The sequence below is a fragment of the Brachybacterium huguangmaarense genome, assembly GCF_025725725.1.
Taxonomy (GTDB): domain Bacteria; phylum Actinomycetota; class Actinomycetes; order Actinomycetales; family Dermabacteraceae; genus Brachybacterium; species Brachybacterium huguangmaarense.
Genome location: NZ_CP107020.1, coordinates 1,906,816 through 1,920,525, shown reverse-complemented (window position 1 = coordinate 1,920,525; position 13,710 = coordinate 1,906,816). Strand labels below are relative to the sequence as shown.

11 protein-coding genes are annotated in these 13,710 nt (G+C 73.6%); 4 read left to right on the top strand and 7 right to left on the bottom strand.

The features are described from left to right. Positions 1–4: 4 nt before the first annotated feature. The 4 genes from BRM3_RS08555 to BRM3_RS08540 form a co-directional block, all read right to left on the bottom strand. Positions 5–2,095 (bottom strand): glycosyltransferase, encoded by a 2,091-nt coding sequence (locus BRM3_RS08555; protein WP_263592910.1) that lies wholly within the window; start codon positions 2,093–2,095, stop codon positions 5–7. Positions 2,096–2,106: 11 nt separating this feature from the next. Further along, positions 2,107–3,267, bottom strand: a complete 1,161-nt coding sequence (gene glf / locus BRM3_RS08550; protein WP_263592909.1) for a UDP-galactopyranose mutase — start codon at positions 3,265–3,267, stop codon at positions 2,107–2,109. Positions 3,268–3,397: 130 nt separating this feature from the next. Next, positions 3,398–4,252: a glycosyltransferase gene (locus BRM3_RS08545; RefSeq protein WP_263592908.1), complete on the bottom strand. Its 855-nt coding sequence runs from the start codon at positions 4,250–4,252 to the stop codon at positions 3,398–3,400. Continuing rightward, positions 4,249–5,247: a glycosyltransferase gene (locus tag BRM3_RS08540; protein WP_263592907.1), complete on the bottom strand. Its 999-nt coding sequence runs from the start codon at positions 5,245–5,247 to the stop codon at positions 4,249–4,251. The genes BRM3_RS08545 and BRM3_RS08540 overlap by 4 nt, the downstream gene beginning before the upstream one ends. Before the next feature lie 202 nt (positions 5,248–5,449). Here BRM3_RS08540 and BRM3_RS08535 point away from each other — a divergent pair, with 202 nt between their 5' ends. Continuing rightward, complete coding sequence (locus BRM3_RS08535) at positions 5,450–6,667, top strand: LCP family protein (RefSeq protein ID WP_263592906.1); 1,218 nt, start codon at positions 5,450–5,452, stop codon at positions 6,665–6,667. A gap of 62 nt (positions 6,668–6,729) precedes the next feature. Here the strand turns inward: BRM3_RS08535 and BRM3_RS08530 are convergent, their stop codons facing one another. Beyond that, entirely contained in the window at positions 6,730–7,413 is a 684-nt protein-coding gene (locus tag BRM3_RS08530; RefSeq protein WP_263592905.1) for a glycosyltransferase family 2 protein, read from the bottom strand. A gap of 175 nt (positions 7,414–7,588) precedes the next feature. On the opposite strand from BRM3_RS08530, the gene BRM3_RS08525 reads away from it, so the two are divergent. From BRM3_RS08525 to BRM3_RS08515, 3 genes are read left to right on the top strand one after another with little or no spacing between them, the layout of a single operon-like run. Then, entirely contained in the window at positions 7,589–8,905 is a 1,317-nt protein-coding gene (locus BRM3_RS08525) for a nucleotide sugar dehydrogenase (protein WP_263592904.1), read from the top strand. A 5-nt stretch (positions 8,906–8,910) separates the two neighbouring features. Continuing rightward, a complete protein-coding gene (locus BRM3_RS08520; RefSeq protein WP_263592903.1) occupies positions 8,911–9,423 on the top strand; it encodes a DUF2304 domain-containing protein in 513 nt (170 codons plus the stop codon). A gap of 36 nt (positions 9,424–9,459) precedes the next feature. Then, positions 9,460–11,421 (top strand): DUF6541 family protein, encoded by a 1,962-nt coding sequence (locus BRM3_RS08515; RefSeq protein ID WP_263592902.1) that lies wholly within the window; start codon positions 9,460–9,462, stop codon positions 11,419–11,421. Between the two features lie 17 nt (positions 11,422–11,438). On the opposite strand, the gene BRM3_RS08510 is transcribed toward BRM3_RS08515, so the two are convergent. Next, entirely contained in the window at positions 11,439–12,620 is a 1,182-nt protein-coding gene (locus BRM3_RS08510) for a glycosyltransferase family 4 protein (RefSeq protein WP_263592901.1), read from the bottom strand. Continuing rightward, a complete protein-coding gene (wecB, locus tag BRM3_RS08505) occupies positions 12,617–13,684 on the bottom strand; it encodes a non-hydrolyzing UDP-N-acetylglucosamine 2-epimerase (RefSeq protein ID WP_263592900.1) in 1,068 nt (355 codons plus the stop codon). Before wecB ends, BRM3_RS08510 begins: the two co-directional genes overlap by 4 nt. Positions 13,685–13,710: the final 26 nt, after the last annotated feature.

Here is a 13,710-nt window from a genome sequence, read left to right as displayed (position 1 = left end):
GCGCTCACGCGGTCGTGGCTCCGCCGTCGGCGGGAGCGGAGGCGCCCGCGTCGTCACGACCCGGACGCGCCGGGGCCGGGTTCTCGCGGAACGTGCGCGCCCACGCCTCGAAGCTCGTCAGCTCCTTCGCGGCGTCCCGGTACTCCTGCTGCAGCTCGGGCCAGCGCCGGAAGAGCTCCGCGTGGGTGCGCGCGGCGGCGGCGAGCATGTCCCGCACGCGCTGCGGATCGCGCTTGTACCACGAGACCTGGGTGCCCTCGGCGTTGGAGACGAGGGCGCTGTCGTACTGCGACAGCCGCCACCAGCGGGCGTCCTGGTGCGCGATCGCGGTCTGCGGGTTGCGCTCGGCGCGCTCCTTGACGGGGCGCACGAGCTGCGTGACGAGGGTCTTGGCGGTCCACGCGGGCAGGCGGGTGCGCCGCGGCTCGACGTAGGGGCGCCCGCGGTGCGGCGGCTTGTCGACGTGGATCTCGGGGAAGTCCCCGGCGTCCTTCTTGGCCTGGGAGTCGTCGTAGCCCGCGGCCATCGCTCTGATCTCGGGCAGCTTGGTGCCGATCTCGGCGTGCAGCGGGGCGGGGCCGCGCAGGGCGTCCTGCTGGGCCAGCAGACGGCCGGCCTCGGTGTAGTACTGCATCGAGATGAGGTGCTTGACGTCCATGTACTGCGACTCGCGGACCACCCGGCCGCCGCGCGCGTACGGGGAGTGCAGGAGCGCGGTGATGATGCGGTTGCGCTCGTGGAAGTACGCCTGCCAGCCCACGAGGTCGTCCTTGTCGACCCAGCTGACGTGCCACACGCCGGCGCCCGGCAGGCTCACCGTATGGTAGCCGGCCTTCTTGGCCCGCAGGCCGTACTCGGCGTCGTCCCATTTGATGAAGACGGGCAGCGACAGGCCGATCTCGCGCACGGCCTCGACGGGGATCAGGCACATCCACCAGCCGTTGTAGTCGACGTCCGCGCGGCGGTGCAGCCACGGGGTCGAGCGCAGCGGGTGCTGAGCGAAGTCGTGGCCCAGGGAGTTGTCCTCGTGCGGGAGGGCCGGCTGGATCCGCCACGGGTCGACGACCTCGCCGAACGTGTGCAGCACGCTGCGGTTGTTCAGGTCGAACATGTGCGCGCCCGCGATCGTGGGGGTGGTCGCGTAGTCGGCGAAGGTGACGAGCCGGAGCAGCGACTCAGGCTCGATCACGATGTCGTCGTCGCAGTTGACGACGTAGGTCGACGTGCCCGCCTGGACGGTCTCGTACATGCCGCGCGAGAAGCCGCCCGAGCCGCCGATGTTGCCCTGCTCGATGATCTGCAGCTGCGCGCCGAGGGACTCCTCGAGCTCGCCGAGCTCCCCGGGGTGGTCGCCCAGGCGGTCCGAGCCCTGGTCGATCACGTACATGACGTCGAGCACCGAGCGCAGGTCCGGGTTGGACTCGAGGGTGCGGATGTTCTCGAGGCAGTACTCGACCTTGTTCATGGTGGTCATCGAGATGGAGAAGGTGCCGCGGGTGCGGGCGAGCGCGGCGTCGGTCGTCCACTCGGCGCCCGCGACCGTGAAGGTCTTGGCGCCCGCGTACACGTCGAACCAGTACCAGCCGCCGTCGCCGAAGGCCGTGAGCGGCAGCTCGAACACGCTCTCGGTGTCGCCGCTGACCATCGCGAAGTCCTGGCGCTGGATCGAGCCGCGCGCGTTGGAGCGGTAGACGACGATCTGGCCACGACCGGAGGTGCGGATGCTCAGGCGCACGCTGCGCACGGGCGTCCAGCGTCGCCAGTAGCTCGCGGGGAACGCGTTGAAGTAGGTGCCGAAGGAGCGCATCTGGTGCGCGGGGATCTTCACGCTGTGCCGGTGGGACAGCTCGGAGACGTCGACCTGGCTCCCGCTCTGGCCGCCGCTCGCCGAGGGCGCGCTCGTCTGCGGAGCATCCGCGTCACCGAGGCCGAAGCTCGAGTCCACGGAGCCCGAGCGCGCGGTCTGCTGCTCGATGTACAGCGGGATGATGTCGGGGGTCGCCTCGAGCGGGAGGATCAGGCGCTGGAGGACGCGCTGCTCGGGCTCGGCGTCGGCAGGGGCCGCGTCGGCGGAGGTGGCGGGGGCGGTCGTCATCGCGGTGCTCCTCAGGCTCGCAGAAGGTCGGGCAGCTTGTTGTCGGCCACGGACAGCGCCGAGCCGATGGCCATGTGCATGTCGAGGTACTGGTACGTGCCCAGGCGTCCCCCGAAGATCGTGCGGGGCTCGGCCGCGGACAGCTCGCGGTAGGCCAGCAGGGTCTCGCGGTCCTCGGTGCCGTTGACCGGGTAGTAGGGCTCGTCGTCACGCTCGGCGAAGCGGGAGAACTCGCGCTGGATCACGGTGCGGTCGGTCGGGTAGTCGCGCTCGGGATGGAAGTGGCGCGGCTCGATGATGCGCGTGAAGGGGATCCCGGCGTCGGCGTAGTTCATGACCGAGGTGCCCTGAAAGTCGCCCGTGGTCGACAGGTGCTCGGTCTCGAGGTCGATCGTGCGCCACTTGAGGTCGCCGTGGGCGTAGTCGAAGTAGCGGTCGATGGGGCCCGTGTAGACGACGGGGAGGCGCCCGCGCACGGCGTCTTTGTTGAGGCCCTGGTGGGTGTCGAAGTAGTCGGTCGACAGGCGCACCTCGATGTTGGGGTGGTCGGCCATGCGCTCGAGCCACGCCGTGTAGCCGTCGGTCGGGAGCCCCTCGAAGGTGTCGTTGAAGTACCGGTTGTCGTACGTGTAGCGCACGGGTAGGCGGGAGATGATCGAGGCGGGCAGGTCCTTCGGGTCGGTCTGCCACTGCTTGCCCGTGTAGTTCTTGATGAACGCCTCGTAGAGCGGGCGCCCGATGAGCGAGATGCCCTTGTCGTTGAGGTTCTCCGGGTCCGAGCCGGCGAGCTCCCCCGCCTGCTCGGCCACGAGGGCGCGCGCCTCGTCGGGCGTGTAGGCGGCGGAGAAGAACTGGTTGATCGTGCCGAGGTTGATGGGCATCGGGTACACGACGCCCTCGTGGTTCGTGTACACCTTGTGCACGTAGCCGGTGAACGACGTGAAGCGGTTGACGTACTCCCACACGCGCTCGTTGGAGGTGTGGAAGAGATGCGCCCCGTACTTGTGGATCTCGATGCCGGTCTCCGGGTCGCGCTCGGAGTAGGCGTTGCCCCCGATGTGGTCGCGCCGGTCGATGATGGTCACCTTGGCGTCGTGCTCGACGGCCGCGCGCTCGGCGATCGTGAGGCCGAACAGGCCGGAGCCCACGATCAGGAGGTCAGGGTTCGCCACGGCGTCTCGCCTTTCGATGGAGTCCACAGATCGCGACAACACTAGCCCACGCCCCGGGCGCCGTCGCCGACATCCGCGGGCGGTTCGTTCGAGGTGGGGCGGACGTCACCCCCTCCCGCGCGCGTGCCTCTCAGGACCTCCGCTCGACGAGGAGGCGGTAGGCGATGCGGCGCACGGCGCCGGGCATGAGGCGGTAGGCGGTGCGCTCGATCAGGTTGCGGACGAGCGCGGCGGGACCCACGACGTGATCCGCGACCATGATGCGCTGCATGCGCAGGTCGGCGGCGAGCATGCGCCAGCCGCCGCGGCGGGCGAACAGCTGGGGATCGACGCGGTAGTCCACGAGCACGTCGGGCAGGTTCCCGCAGCGGGCGCCGGCGAGGATCATGCGCTCCCACAACCAGTAGTCCTCGGTCGGCAGCTCGCGGTAGCCGCCCGCGGCGAGCGCGGTCTCCCTCCGCATGACGACCGTGGGGTGGTTCAGCGGGCAGTGGCGCGGCAGGTAGGCGAGGATCTCCTTGTGGGTGCACGGGCGTCGGCGCGTGGGGCCGGTGCCCGCGGGCACCTCGTCGGAGAACTCCTGCATCGCCGAGCCGAGCAGGTCGAGACCGCCCTCGACGAACGCGGGCAGCTGGCGGGCGAAGCGCTCGGGGCGACACAGGTCGTCCGCGTCGGCCCGCGCGATCACCTCGTGGGGCGTCTGCTCGAGCGCGTCCTGCAGCACGGCGGCGAGCCCCTGGTGGCGCGCATGGCGCAGCACGAGCGCCGGGCCCAGCTCGCCGTCCTCGATGCGCCGGACCTCGGCCTCGAGGTCGTCCCCGAGCGGGCCGTCGACCGTGAGCACGAGCAGGTCGGGGCGCAGGGTCTGCTCGAGGGTCGCGGAGGCGGCGGCGGCCCGGAAGCGGTCGGCCCGGTCCCCCGCCCACAGGGGCATGAGGACCGCGAAGGGCTCGGGGCCGCTCGGCGCGGGCGCGGGGAGGCTCATCGTCCGGCCGCGCGCTCGATCCGGCGCACGTCGGCGGCCGCGGCGGGATCCGCGGCCAGGACAACGTCGCTGCGGCGCGGCCCGCGGGCCAGCGCGTCGCGCAGCGCGCGGGCCCCGATCCCGACCAGGTCGGTGTCGCGCGTGCGCACGAGCATGAGGAGCCAGCCCAGCACGGTGCGGCCGCCGTAGACGACGCGCTCGGTCGCGGTGAAGGAGCGGGTGCGCAGGAGCGCCCACACCCGGTTGCGCACGTCGTAGTAGAACCGGCCGCCCGGGGACGCCTGCGCGTTCGCGAAGGTCGCGGTGCGGTGCTCGACGATGCTGCCCGGCACGTGGACGCCGCGGCCGTGGCGCAGCAGGCGCCCGGTGTGCTCGAAGTCGTCGGACCAGATGAAGTAGTCGGCCCACGGCAGGCCGAGGCGGCGCACGTCCTGGGCGTTGAGCAGCGCCGAGACGTAGCTCGCGGTGCGGATCGGCCGGGCGCCGGGTGCGGCCATGGCCGCGTCGGCGCGCTCGGCCCGGGTGGCCCCGAGCCGCGTGCGCGGCCGGTTCATGGGGTGCTCGCGCCCGTCGGTCCACTCGGCGCGGGAGGAGAGCACGGACAGGCGCACGGGAGAGCCGGCGAGCGCGGACACGAGAGCCTGCACGGCCCCCGGCGACGGGATCGTGTCGTCGTCCATGACCCACACCCAGTCGGCGTCGTGATGCTCGAGGGCGCGCGCGATCCCCGCCGCGAAGCCGCCCGCGCCGCCGACGTTGCGGTGCAGGGCCAGCACGTCGGCGCCCGCCGCGTGGTCCCGCGCGATGCGCCCCGAGGCGTCCGAGGAAGCGTTGTCGACGACGACGATCGCGTCGAGCGGCCGGGACTGCGCGGCGAGCGCGTCGAGGCACTCGCCGATCAGGTGCTCACGGTTGTAGGTGACGACGACGGCGACCACGCGTGAGGTCTGCGCGCCCCGGTGGGCGGACGTGTCGGCGGGCTGCTCGATGCTCACGGGGCCTCCTGAGTCCGGTGTCGGCGCGACCTGCGCGTGAGCAGTCTACGGAAGCGGCACGGGGGATCGAGCTCGCGCGAGGCGAGCGCCCGTGAAGGTTCTGCGCACGTGGACGGTCGGCCCGCGGGACCGCCGGGCACGGCCGGTACTCTGTCCGCACCCCAGCGGGCGACGGCCCGCACCGGTGACGAAAGGTGCCCCCGTGGACGAACGCGACCAGCCCCGCTCCCCGCGGCCTGGCGATCCGCGCCGCCCCGCGCGCCACCGCGCCCGCCCCGGCGGGTCCGCCCGGCCCGTGCCGAGCGAGCCCGCCGCGCCCTCGCCGAGCGCCTCCTCCCGGCCCCACGGCGTGCACCACCATGCGGCGTCCGGGCCCGACGCCGTCGATCCTGCCGAGGCCGAGAGCCTCCGCACGCCCTCGGGCTCCGCCGACGGCTCCTCCCCGAGGCCCCGGCGGCGACGTTCGACGACCGCCGGACGCCTGTCGCGGATCCCGCGCCCGCTGCGCCTGGGCGTGTTCGTGCTCGTGCTGATCGTGGTCGTCTCGGGGGCGTGGGTGACCGGCCTGGGGCTGTGGGCCAACTCCCGGATCGAGCACGTGGACGCCCTCTCGGGCGCCGCCGACACGCCCGGCACGACCTATCTGATCGCGGGCTCGGATCAGCGCGGGGGCACGGCCGTCGCCGACGACGGCACCCAGGGCGGCCGCGCCGACACCATGATGCTGCTGCACAAGGCCCCCAACGGGAACAGCTACCTGGTGTCGCTGCCGCGCGACACGCTCGTGGACGTGCCCGGCAAGGGCAGGTACAAGCTCAACGCCGCCTACGCGCTCGGCGGACCGGCCCTGCTGGTCAAGACCGTCGAGGAGTTCACGGGCCTCACGATCGACCACTTCGTCGAGATCGGCTTCGACGGCGTCTCCGGGCTCGTCGACGCGGTCGGCACCGTGAACCTGTGCATCGACCAGGACGTCGAGGACCCCAAGTCGGGTCTGAAGATGACCAAGGGCTGCCACGACACGGGCGGCGAGCAGGCGCTCGCCTTCGTGCGCGCCCGCTACTTCGACCCGACCGCGGACCTCGGGCGCCAGAAGCGCCAGCAGCAGTTCGTCGGCGCCCTCCTGCACCGCGTCATGAGCCCGGGCGTGCTGCTGAACCCGGTGGCCCAGGTGCGCCTGGCCGCGGCCGGCACGGGCGCCCTGCGCACCGACGACTCGACCGGGATCCTCACGCTGGGCCGGATGGGCCTTGCCATGCGCCGGGCGATGGCGGACTCGACCACCCTGACCATGCCGATCGAGGACGAGAACTACCACACGAAGAACTCCGGGGTGGCGATCCTCACGGACGACGACGAGATCGCCGCGTTCTTCTCCGCGATCGAGGACGGCACCGCGACCGCGCCCGCGGCCGGCTGAGGACCCGGCCCGTCAGCGGGCTCGGCGGCCCAGGGGCTCAGCGGGCTCAGGGGCTCAGGGGCTCAGCGGAAGAGCATGTCGATCACGATGTTCACCGAGTTGAGCACGCTCTGTCCCTTCGAGCGCGAGTAGTCGGTGTAGAGGATGTGCACGGGCATCTCGCGGTAGGAGAGGTCGTGGCGCCCGAGCTCCTCGACGATCTCGCTCGCGTGCGCCATCTTGTTCTGCTCGATCGTGATGACCTCGCACGCGTGGCGCCCGAGCACCCGCAGCCCGTTGTGGGCGTCGGTGAGGTGCACCCCGCTCGTGAGGTTGGAGTACCAGACCGCGCCGCGCAGCACGAGGCGCTTGAGCAGCCCGGGCCGCGTGCGCTGGTCCAGGAAGCGCGACCCCAGGACGGCGTCGACGTCCTCCGCCTCGCGCAGCGCGATCATGGCCGCCGCGTCGTCGACCTGGTGCTGCCCGTCGGCGTCGAAGGTCACGATCTGGCGCATGTGCACGTCCCGCAGCGCGTAGTCGATGCCCGTCTTGAGCGCCGCTCCCTGCCCCATGTTGTAGGGGTGGCGCACGACCACGGCGCCGGCCTCGGCGGCCACCGCGGCCGAGTCGTCGGAGGACCCGTCGTCGACGGCGACGACGAGCGGGTAGCGCTCGCGCAGGGCGCGGATCACCTCGCCGACCACGGTCCCCTCGTTGTAGAGGGGGATGACGAACCAGGTGCGGTCCGCGCCGGGGGCCTCGTCCATGGATCCTCCGGGGCTCGCTGGGTGTCGAGGGCGCGTCACCGCTGTGGGCTGATGCACGGGGCACCTGGGACGCACGCCCGGAACTGGAGGATAGCCTGTCGGTACGTGCCGGATGCTCAGCCTCCGGCCTCCCCCGTCCCGTCGCGCCCGACGCGACAAGGAAAGGTGCCCTGCCGTGAAGACTGCCGTCGTCGCCCTCGGGAAGATCGGACTCCCGCTCGCCGTCCAGTACGCCCTGAGCGGCCATGACGTCGTCGGCGTCGACGTCAACGAGCGGCAGGTCGCCGAGATCAACGCCGCACGCGAGCCGTTCCCCGGCGAGGCCCACCTCGCCGAGCACCTCGCCGAGCTCGTCCCCGCGGGCCGCCTGCGCGCCACGACCGACTTCGCCGAGGCCATCGTCGGCGCCGACACCGTGGTCGTGGTCGCCCCCGTCTTCGTCGACGACGAGACCTGGGAGCCGGACTTCCGCTTCATGGACGCCGCGACCCGCTCGATCGGCGAGCACCTGCGCCCCGGCACCCTCGTGATCTACGAGACGACGCTCCCGGTGGGCACGACCCGCAGCCGCTACGTGCCCCTGCTCGAGGAGATCTCGCAGCTGACCGAGTCCGAGGACTTCTTCGTCGCCTACTCCGCCGAGCGCGTGCTGACCGGACGCGTCTTCGCCGACCTCCGCAAGTACCCCAAGCTGATCGGCGCGTTCTCCGACGCCGGCACCGCGCGGGCGCGCGCCTTCTACGAGGACGCCCTGCAGTTCGACGCGCGCGACGACCTGCCCCGCCCCAACGGCGTGTGGGACCTCGGCTCCCCCGAGGCCTCCGAGCTCGCCAAGCTCGCCGAGACCACCTACCGGGACGTCAACATCGGCCTGGCCAACGAGTTCGCCCTTTTCGCCCAGGACCACGGGATCGACATCTACAAGGTGATCGAGGCCTCCAACTCCCAGCCCTACAGCCACATCCACCGGCCCGGGATCGCCGTCGGCGGCCACTGCATCCCCGTCTACCCGCGCCTGTACCTGTCGACCGACCCCGGCGCCGCGACCGTGCGCGCCGCCCGCACCCTGAACAGCTCCGTGCCCGAGCGCCTGGTCGCCCGCGCCGAGGACCTGCTCGGCTCCCTCGAGGGTCTGAGGGCCGTGGTCCTCGGCGCCGCCTACCGCGCCGGCGTCAAGGAGACCGCGTTCTCGGGCGTGTTCCCGACCGTCGAGGCGCTGCGCCGCCGCGGCGTGCAGGTCGCCGTGCACGACCCCCTGTACACCGACGACGAGCTCGCCGCGTTCGACTTCGCCCCCTGGCACGAGGGCCAGGCCGCCGACCTCGTGATCGTCCAGACCGACCACCCCCAGTACCGCGACCTCGGCCCCGCCGACGTGCCCGGCGTGCGCCTCGTCGTCGACGGCCGCAACATCACCTCCGCCGACACCTGGCGCGGCACCCCCCGCCTCGTCCTCGGCGACGGCACCACCGGGGCCGGGCAGGACGCCTGATCCCGATGGACCCCCATGACGTGCTCCTCGCGCTCGGGCCGAGCGGCTCGGGAGGCCGCGCGCTCGTGATCCAGCTGCTGCTGATCGCCGGCATCCTCGGCATCGCGCTGTGGCTCGTCATGAAGCGCGGCGCCAAGCAGCTCGCGGTGCGCCGGCTGCTGACGATCGCGTTCGCGGTGTTCGCCGTGTTCGCCGTGATGGTCCCGAGCCTCATGTCGCGCCTCGCGAACCTGGTGGGGGTCGGCCGTGGCGCGGACCTGCTGCTGTACGCGACGGTCGTGGTGCTGCTGGGCATGATCGCCGTCCAGGAGGCGCGCGCCAAGAACGAGGAGAAGCGCACGACGTACCTCGCGCGGCGCCTCGCGCTCGACGAGGCCGAGCCGCCCGCGGCCTACCGCGAGCGCGTCCTCGCCCCGCCGACCCTCCCGCCGTCCACGCCCGTGCCCCTCGAGACCGCCCCCATCGAGGCCGCCCCCGTCGAGGCCGCCCCCGTCGAGCCGGCGGACGGGCAGCGCTGAGCCCATGACGTCGATGACCGCCGTCCCGTCGACCCGATGACGGACCTGCTCTGGCTGGTGGCGAGCGCCGCCCTCGTGCTCGCGTGCGCCGTCGTGCCCGGAGCCCTCGTGCTGCGCCTGCTGGGCGCCGACCGCCTCGTCATGCTGGGCCTGGCCCCCGCCCTCGGCGCCGCCGGCGCGGGGCTGGGCGCCGTCGGCGCGGCGGCGCTCGGTGTGCGCTGGTCGCTTCTGCCGTTCCTCGCCACGATGGCCGTGCTCGCCCTGCTCGCCGCCCTCGCGCGGCGTGCCGGCCTTGGGCTCGACACCCGCGACACGGAGCGCGTGGACGAGGCGCCCGCCGGGCTGCGGGTCGACCCCCGGGCGCCGCTCATCGCCGGGGTGCCCCACGGCCGCTGGTGGCTCGCGGGGGCCGCCGTGATCGCGCTCGGCCCGCTCGCGGTCGCGTTCGGCCGCGCCGACGGCGTGCTCGAGCGCTGGGACACGCTGTACCACCTGACGGCGCTGCGGCACATCCGCGCGACCGGTGACGGCTCCTCGCTGCACCTGGGCACGATCTCCAACACCGAGGGACGCGCCGTCCCGTATCCCGCGGCGTTCCACGATCTCGCGAGCCTCATGCCGGGCGCGCCCATCCCGGTGCTGCTCAACGGCGCGACCGCGGTCCTGGCCGTCGTGCCCTGGGTGCTCGGGATCGCGATCCTCGCGCGCGTGCTGTGGCCCCAGCACCGCTGGGGTCCCTTCGCCGCGGCCGTGGCCGCCCTGCTCGCCCCGGCCACGCCGGTCGACGAATGGCTGCACCTGTCGGCCATCCCGAACCTGACGGGCTTCTCGATGCTGCCCGGGCTGCTCGCGGCCGCCGTGCTGCTGTGGCGCGCGCTCCTCGCGCGCACAGGGGGCGCGGCCGCACGGCCGGTGCGGACCGCGGTCGCGGCCGTCGCCGTGCTTGCCCTCGGCGGCCTGGGCCTGGCCCTGCTCCAGCCCAACTGCGCCGTGATGGCCCTCCTCCTGCTCGCGGTCCTGACCGCGACCACGGCGCTCTCCGAGACCCGCGGCCGCCGTCGCATGCTGCTCCTGCTCGTGCCCCTGGCCCTGCTCGTGCCCGTCGCGCTGCTCACCTGGACGCCGCTGTCGTCGATGGTGACGGACTTCGTGGGCGGGCTCGTGGTCCCGTGGTGGCAGGCGATCGGCGAGATCGCCCTCGGCCTGCTCACGGTGTGGCCGATGGCCCTCGGGGTCGTGCTCGCCGTGCTGTGGTGGCCCGGGCTCGTCGTCTCGTGGCGCAGCCCGGCGCGCTGGGCGAGCGTCGCGTGGCTCGTCGTCGCGGTCCTCTACTACGACGCCGCGATCGACTCGACGGCGAACCTGTCGATCCTGTTCTACCGCGGCCAGGACCGGATCTCGATGCCGCTGACGATGCTCACGTGCCTGCTCGTGGTGCCGGGCCTGGCCGTGCTCTCCCGCCTCCTGGGCACGCGCCGCGAGCGTCGCGGCCGGGGCCCCGCGGCGATCACCGTCGCGCTCGTCGTGATCGCGGTCGCGATCGCGGGCGCCTCGATCCCCTCCCGGCTCGACCACGCGCGCATGAACGCCCAGCTCGACTACCCCGGACGCGGGCGCTTCCTCCAGGCCGACGAGCTCGAGCAGTTCGCGCGGGTCGAGCCGCACATGGACCACGACGCGACGCTGCTCGCGAGCCCCTTCTCGGGGGCGGCGCACCTGTACGCCCTCGACGGGCAGACGGTGCGCTTCCCGGTGGCGGGCATGGCCACGACGTCGGAGGACCGGGCTCTCCTGCGGGCCGTCGGGACGGCCTCGACGGATCCCGCGGCGTGCCGCACCCTCGTCGACGCCGGCGTGCGCTACGTCTACGTCGAGCGCCTGCCGTACCAGTACCACGCGGGCTACGACCTCATCAACCGCGCCGACCCCTCGCTCGGCACGGTGCTGTTCTCCACGAGCCATTCCCGCCTGATCGAGGTCGACTGCGACGCGGGCTGAGGCCCCCCGGGGCCGCGTCAGCGGAGGGTCTCGAGCACCTCGGCGGCGCCGTGGGCCGCGCACCCGTGCAGGGAGGCGTTCTCGAGCGTCCACGCCCGCAGATGCTCGCGCGTCGGCCGGCTCTCACCGCGCAGGGCGCCGCGCATCGCCCTCGCGACCTCGTCGGCGTCGTAGCGGCAGGCCCAGCCGAGGCCGCCGGCCGCGATACGGTCGTGGGCGGCGCCCTCGCCCGCATGGATCACCGGGGTGCCCGTCGCGGTCGCGGCGTAGATCTTGGTGGGCAGGGCGAACTCGTAGCCCTGCCCCGGGGTGATGGACGACAGCCCCGCGGCGGCCCCGCGCAGGTGGCGGGCCACCTCGGCCGGCGGCACCTTGTCCCGGAACTCGATGCCCGTCAGGCCCTGCCGGCGCACGTGCGTCTCGAGCTCCTCGCGGCCGCTGCCCTCGGAGAAGAACAGCAGGCGCGCGTCCGGGTGCTCGTGGCGCACGGCGGCGAAGGCCTCGACGAACACGGAGGCGCCCTGCCACTCCGAGACGGTGCCGGCGTAGACGAAGTAGGGGCCCGCCTCGCCCGCGTCGGGGCCGTCGGGGCAGAAGGTCTCGGTGTCGATGCCGTTGCCGATCATGGCGGTCCGCGCGCGGCCCGCGGTGAGCACCTCGACCCGGTGGTCGACGCCCGGGGAGATCGTGAGCACGCGCGCCGCGCCGCGCCACACGAGGGTCTCGGCGAGACGCACGGCCCGGCGGACCGGGCCGGGCACGCCGCCGACGCTGTCGGTCGCATCGGACCACACGTCGGCCGCGTAGAACGTGTAGGGCACGCGGCGCACGGCGGCGAGCGCCATCACGACCGCTCCCGTCGTGGGCGGCGGCTCGCTCACGATCGCGTCGACGCGCCGCACGAGCAGCAGGCGCAGCGCGAGCGGCAGGTCGAAGCTGAGGTAGGAGGCGTAGCCGCGCACCTGGCCCTTGCGGTCGCGCTTGACGGGCAGGCGGGACACCCGGCGCACCCGGTCGACCGCGGGAGCGGCGGCGGGGTCGCGCGTGGTGAGCACGGTGACGTCGGCCCCGGCCTCCTCGAGGGCGCGTGCCAGGGCCTCCTCGCGGAACGCCGCAGCGACCGGCTCGGGCGTGAACACGCGGGTCGCGACGACGACGTGCGGCCGGCCCTCCCCGCGCCGTGCGCGGCGGCGCCTCATCGGGCACGCTCCCGGAGGGCGTCGACCGCGCGCTCGGCGGCGTGCCCGTCGCCGTACACGGCGTCCCGCTCGGTCTCGGGGCGGGGGCGCGCGACGGCCGCGGCGAGGTCGCCGGGCTCGGGGGCCAGGCGGTTCCAGCCGTCCTCGAGGGTCTCGACCCACTCGGTCTCGGTGCGCACGGTCGTCGTGGGCACGCCCAGCAGGTAGGCCTCCTTCTGGAGGCCGCCGGAGTCGGTGACGACGGCCCGTGCGCGCTGCACGGCGTGGACCAGGTCGGGGTAGGTCAGGGGCTCGGACACGTGCACGGCGCCGCCGCCGAGCTCGACCCCGGCCGCGGCGGCCGCCGCCACGAGGCGCGGATGCGCGAGCAGCGCGACCGGCAGCGGCAGGGCGTGCAGCGCCTCGACGAGGGCTCGCAGGCGCGCGGGGTCGTCGGTGTTGTCGGCGCGGTGCAGCGTCGCGACCGCGTAGTCGGCCGCGGGGTCCACGCCCTCGGGCAGGCGCGGCGCGGCGTCGCCCGCCGAGCGGGCGACGCGCAGGCACACGTCGGTCATGACGTCGCCGATCACGAGGGTGCGCGCCGCGAGGCCCTCGGCGGCCAGATGCCCGCGCGCGAACTCGGTCGGGGCCAGCAGCAGGTCGGCCGCGTGGTCGGTCAGCACCCGGTTGTGCTCCTCGGGCATGCGCCGGTTGAAGGAGCGCAGCCCCGCCTCGAGGTGGGCGACGGGCAGGTGCAGCTTGACGGCCGCGAGGGTGCCCGCGAGCGTCGAGTTGGTGTCGCCGTAGACGAGGGTCCAGTCGGGGCGGTGCTGCTCGAGCACGTCGTCCATCGCGGCGAGCATCGCGCCCGTCTGGCGGCCGTGGCTCGAGGAGCCGACGGCGAGGTTCACGTCCGGGGCGGGGATCCGCAGATCGGCGAAGAACACGTCGCTCAGGGCGGCGTCGTAGTGCTGTCCCGTGTGCACGATCACATGCTCGACGTCGGGGCGGCGGGCGGCGGCGTCGGCGATCGCCGCGAGCTTGACGAACTGCGGGCGCGCGCCCACGACGGACAGGATCTTCACGCGACGGGTCCTCCACCTTCCGGGCA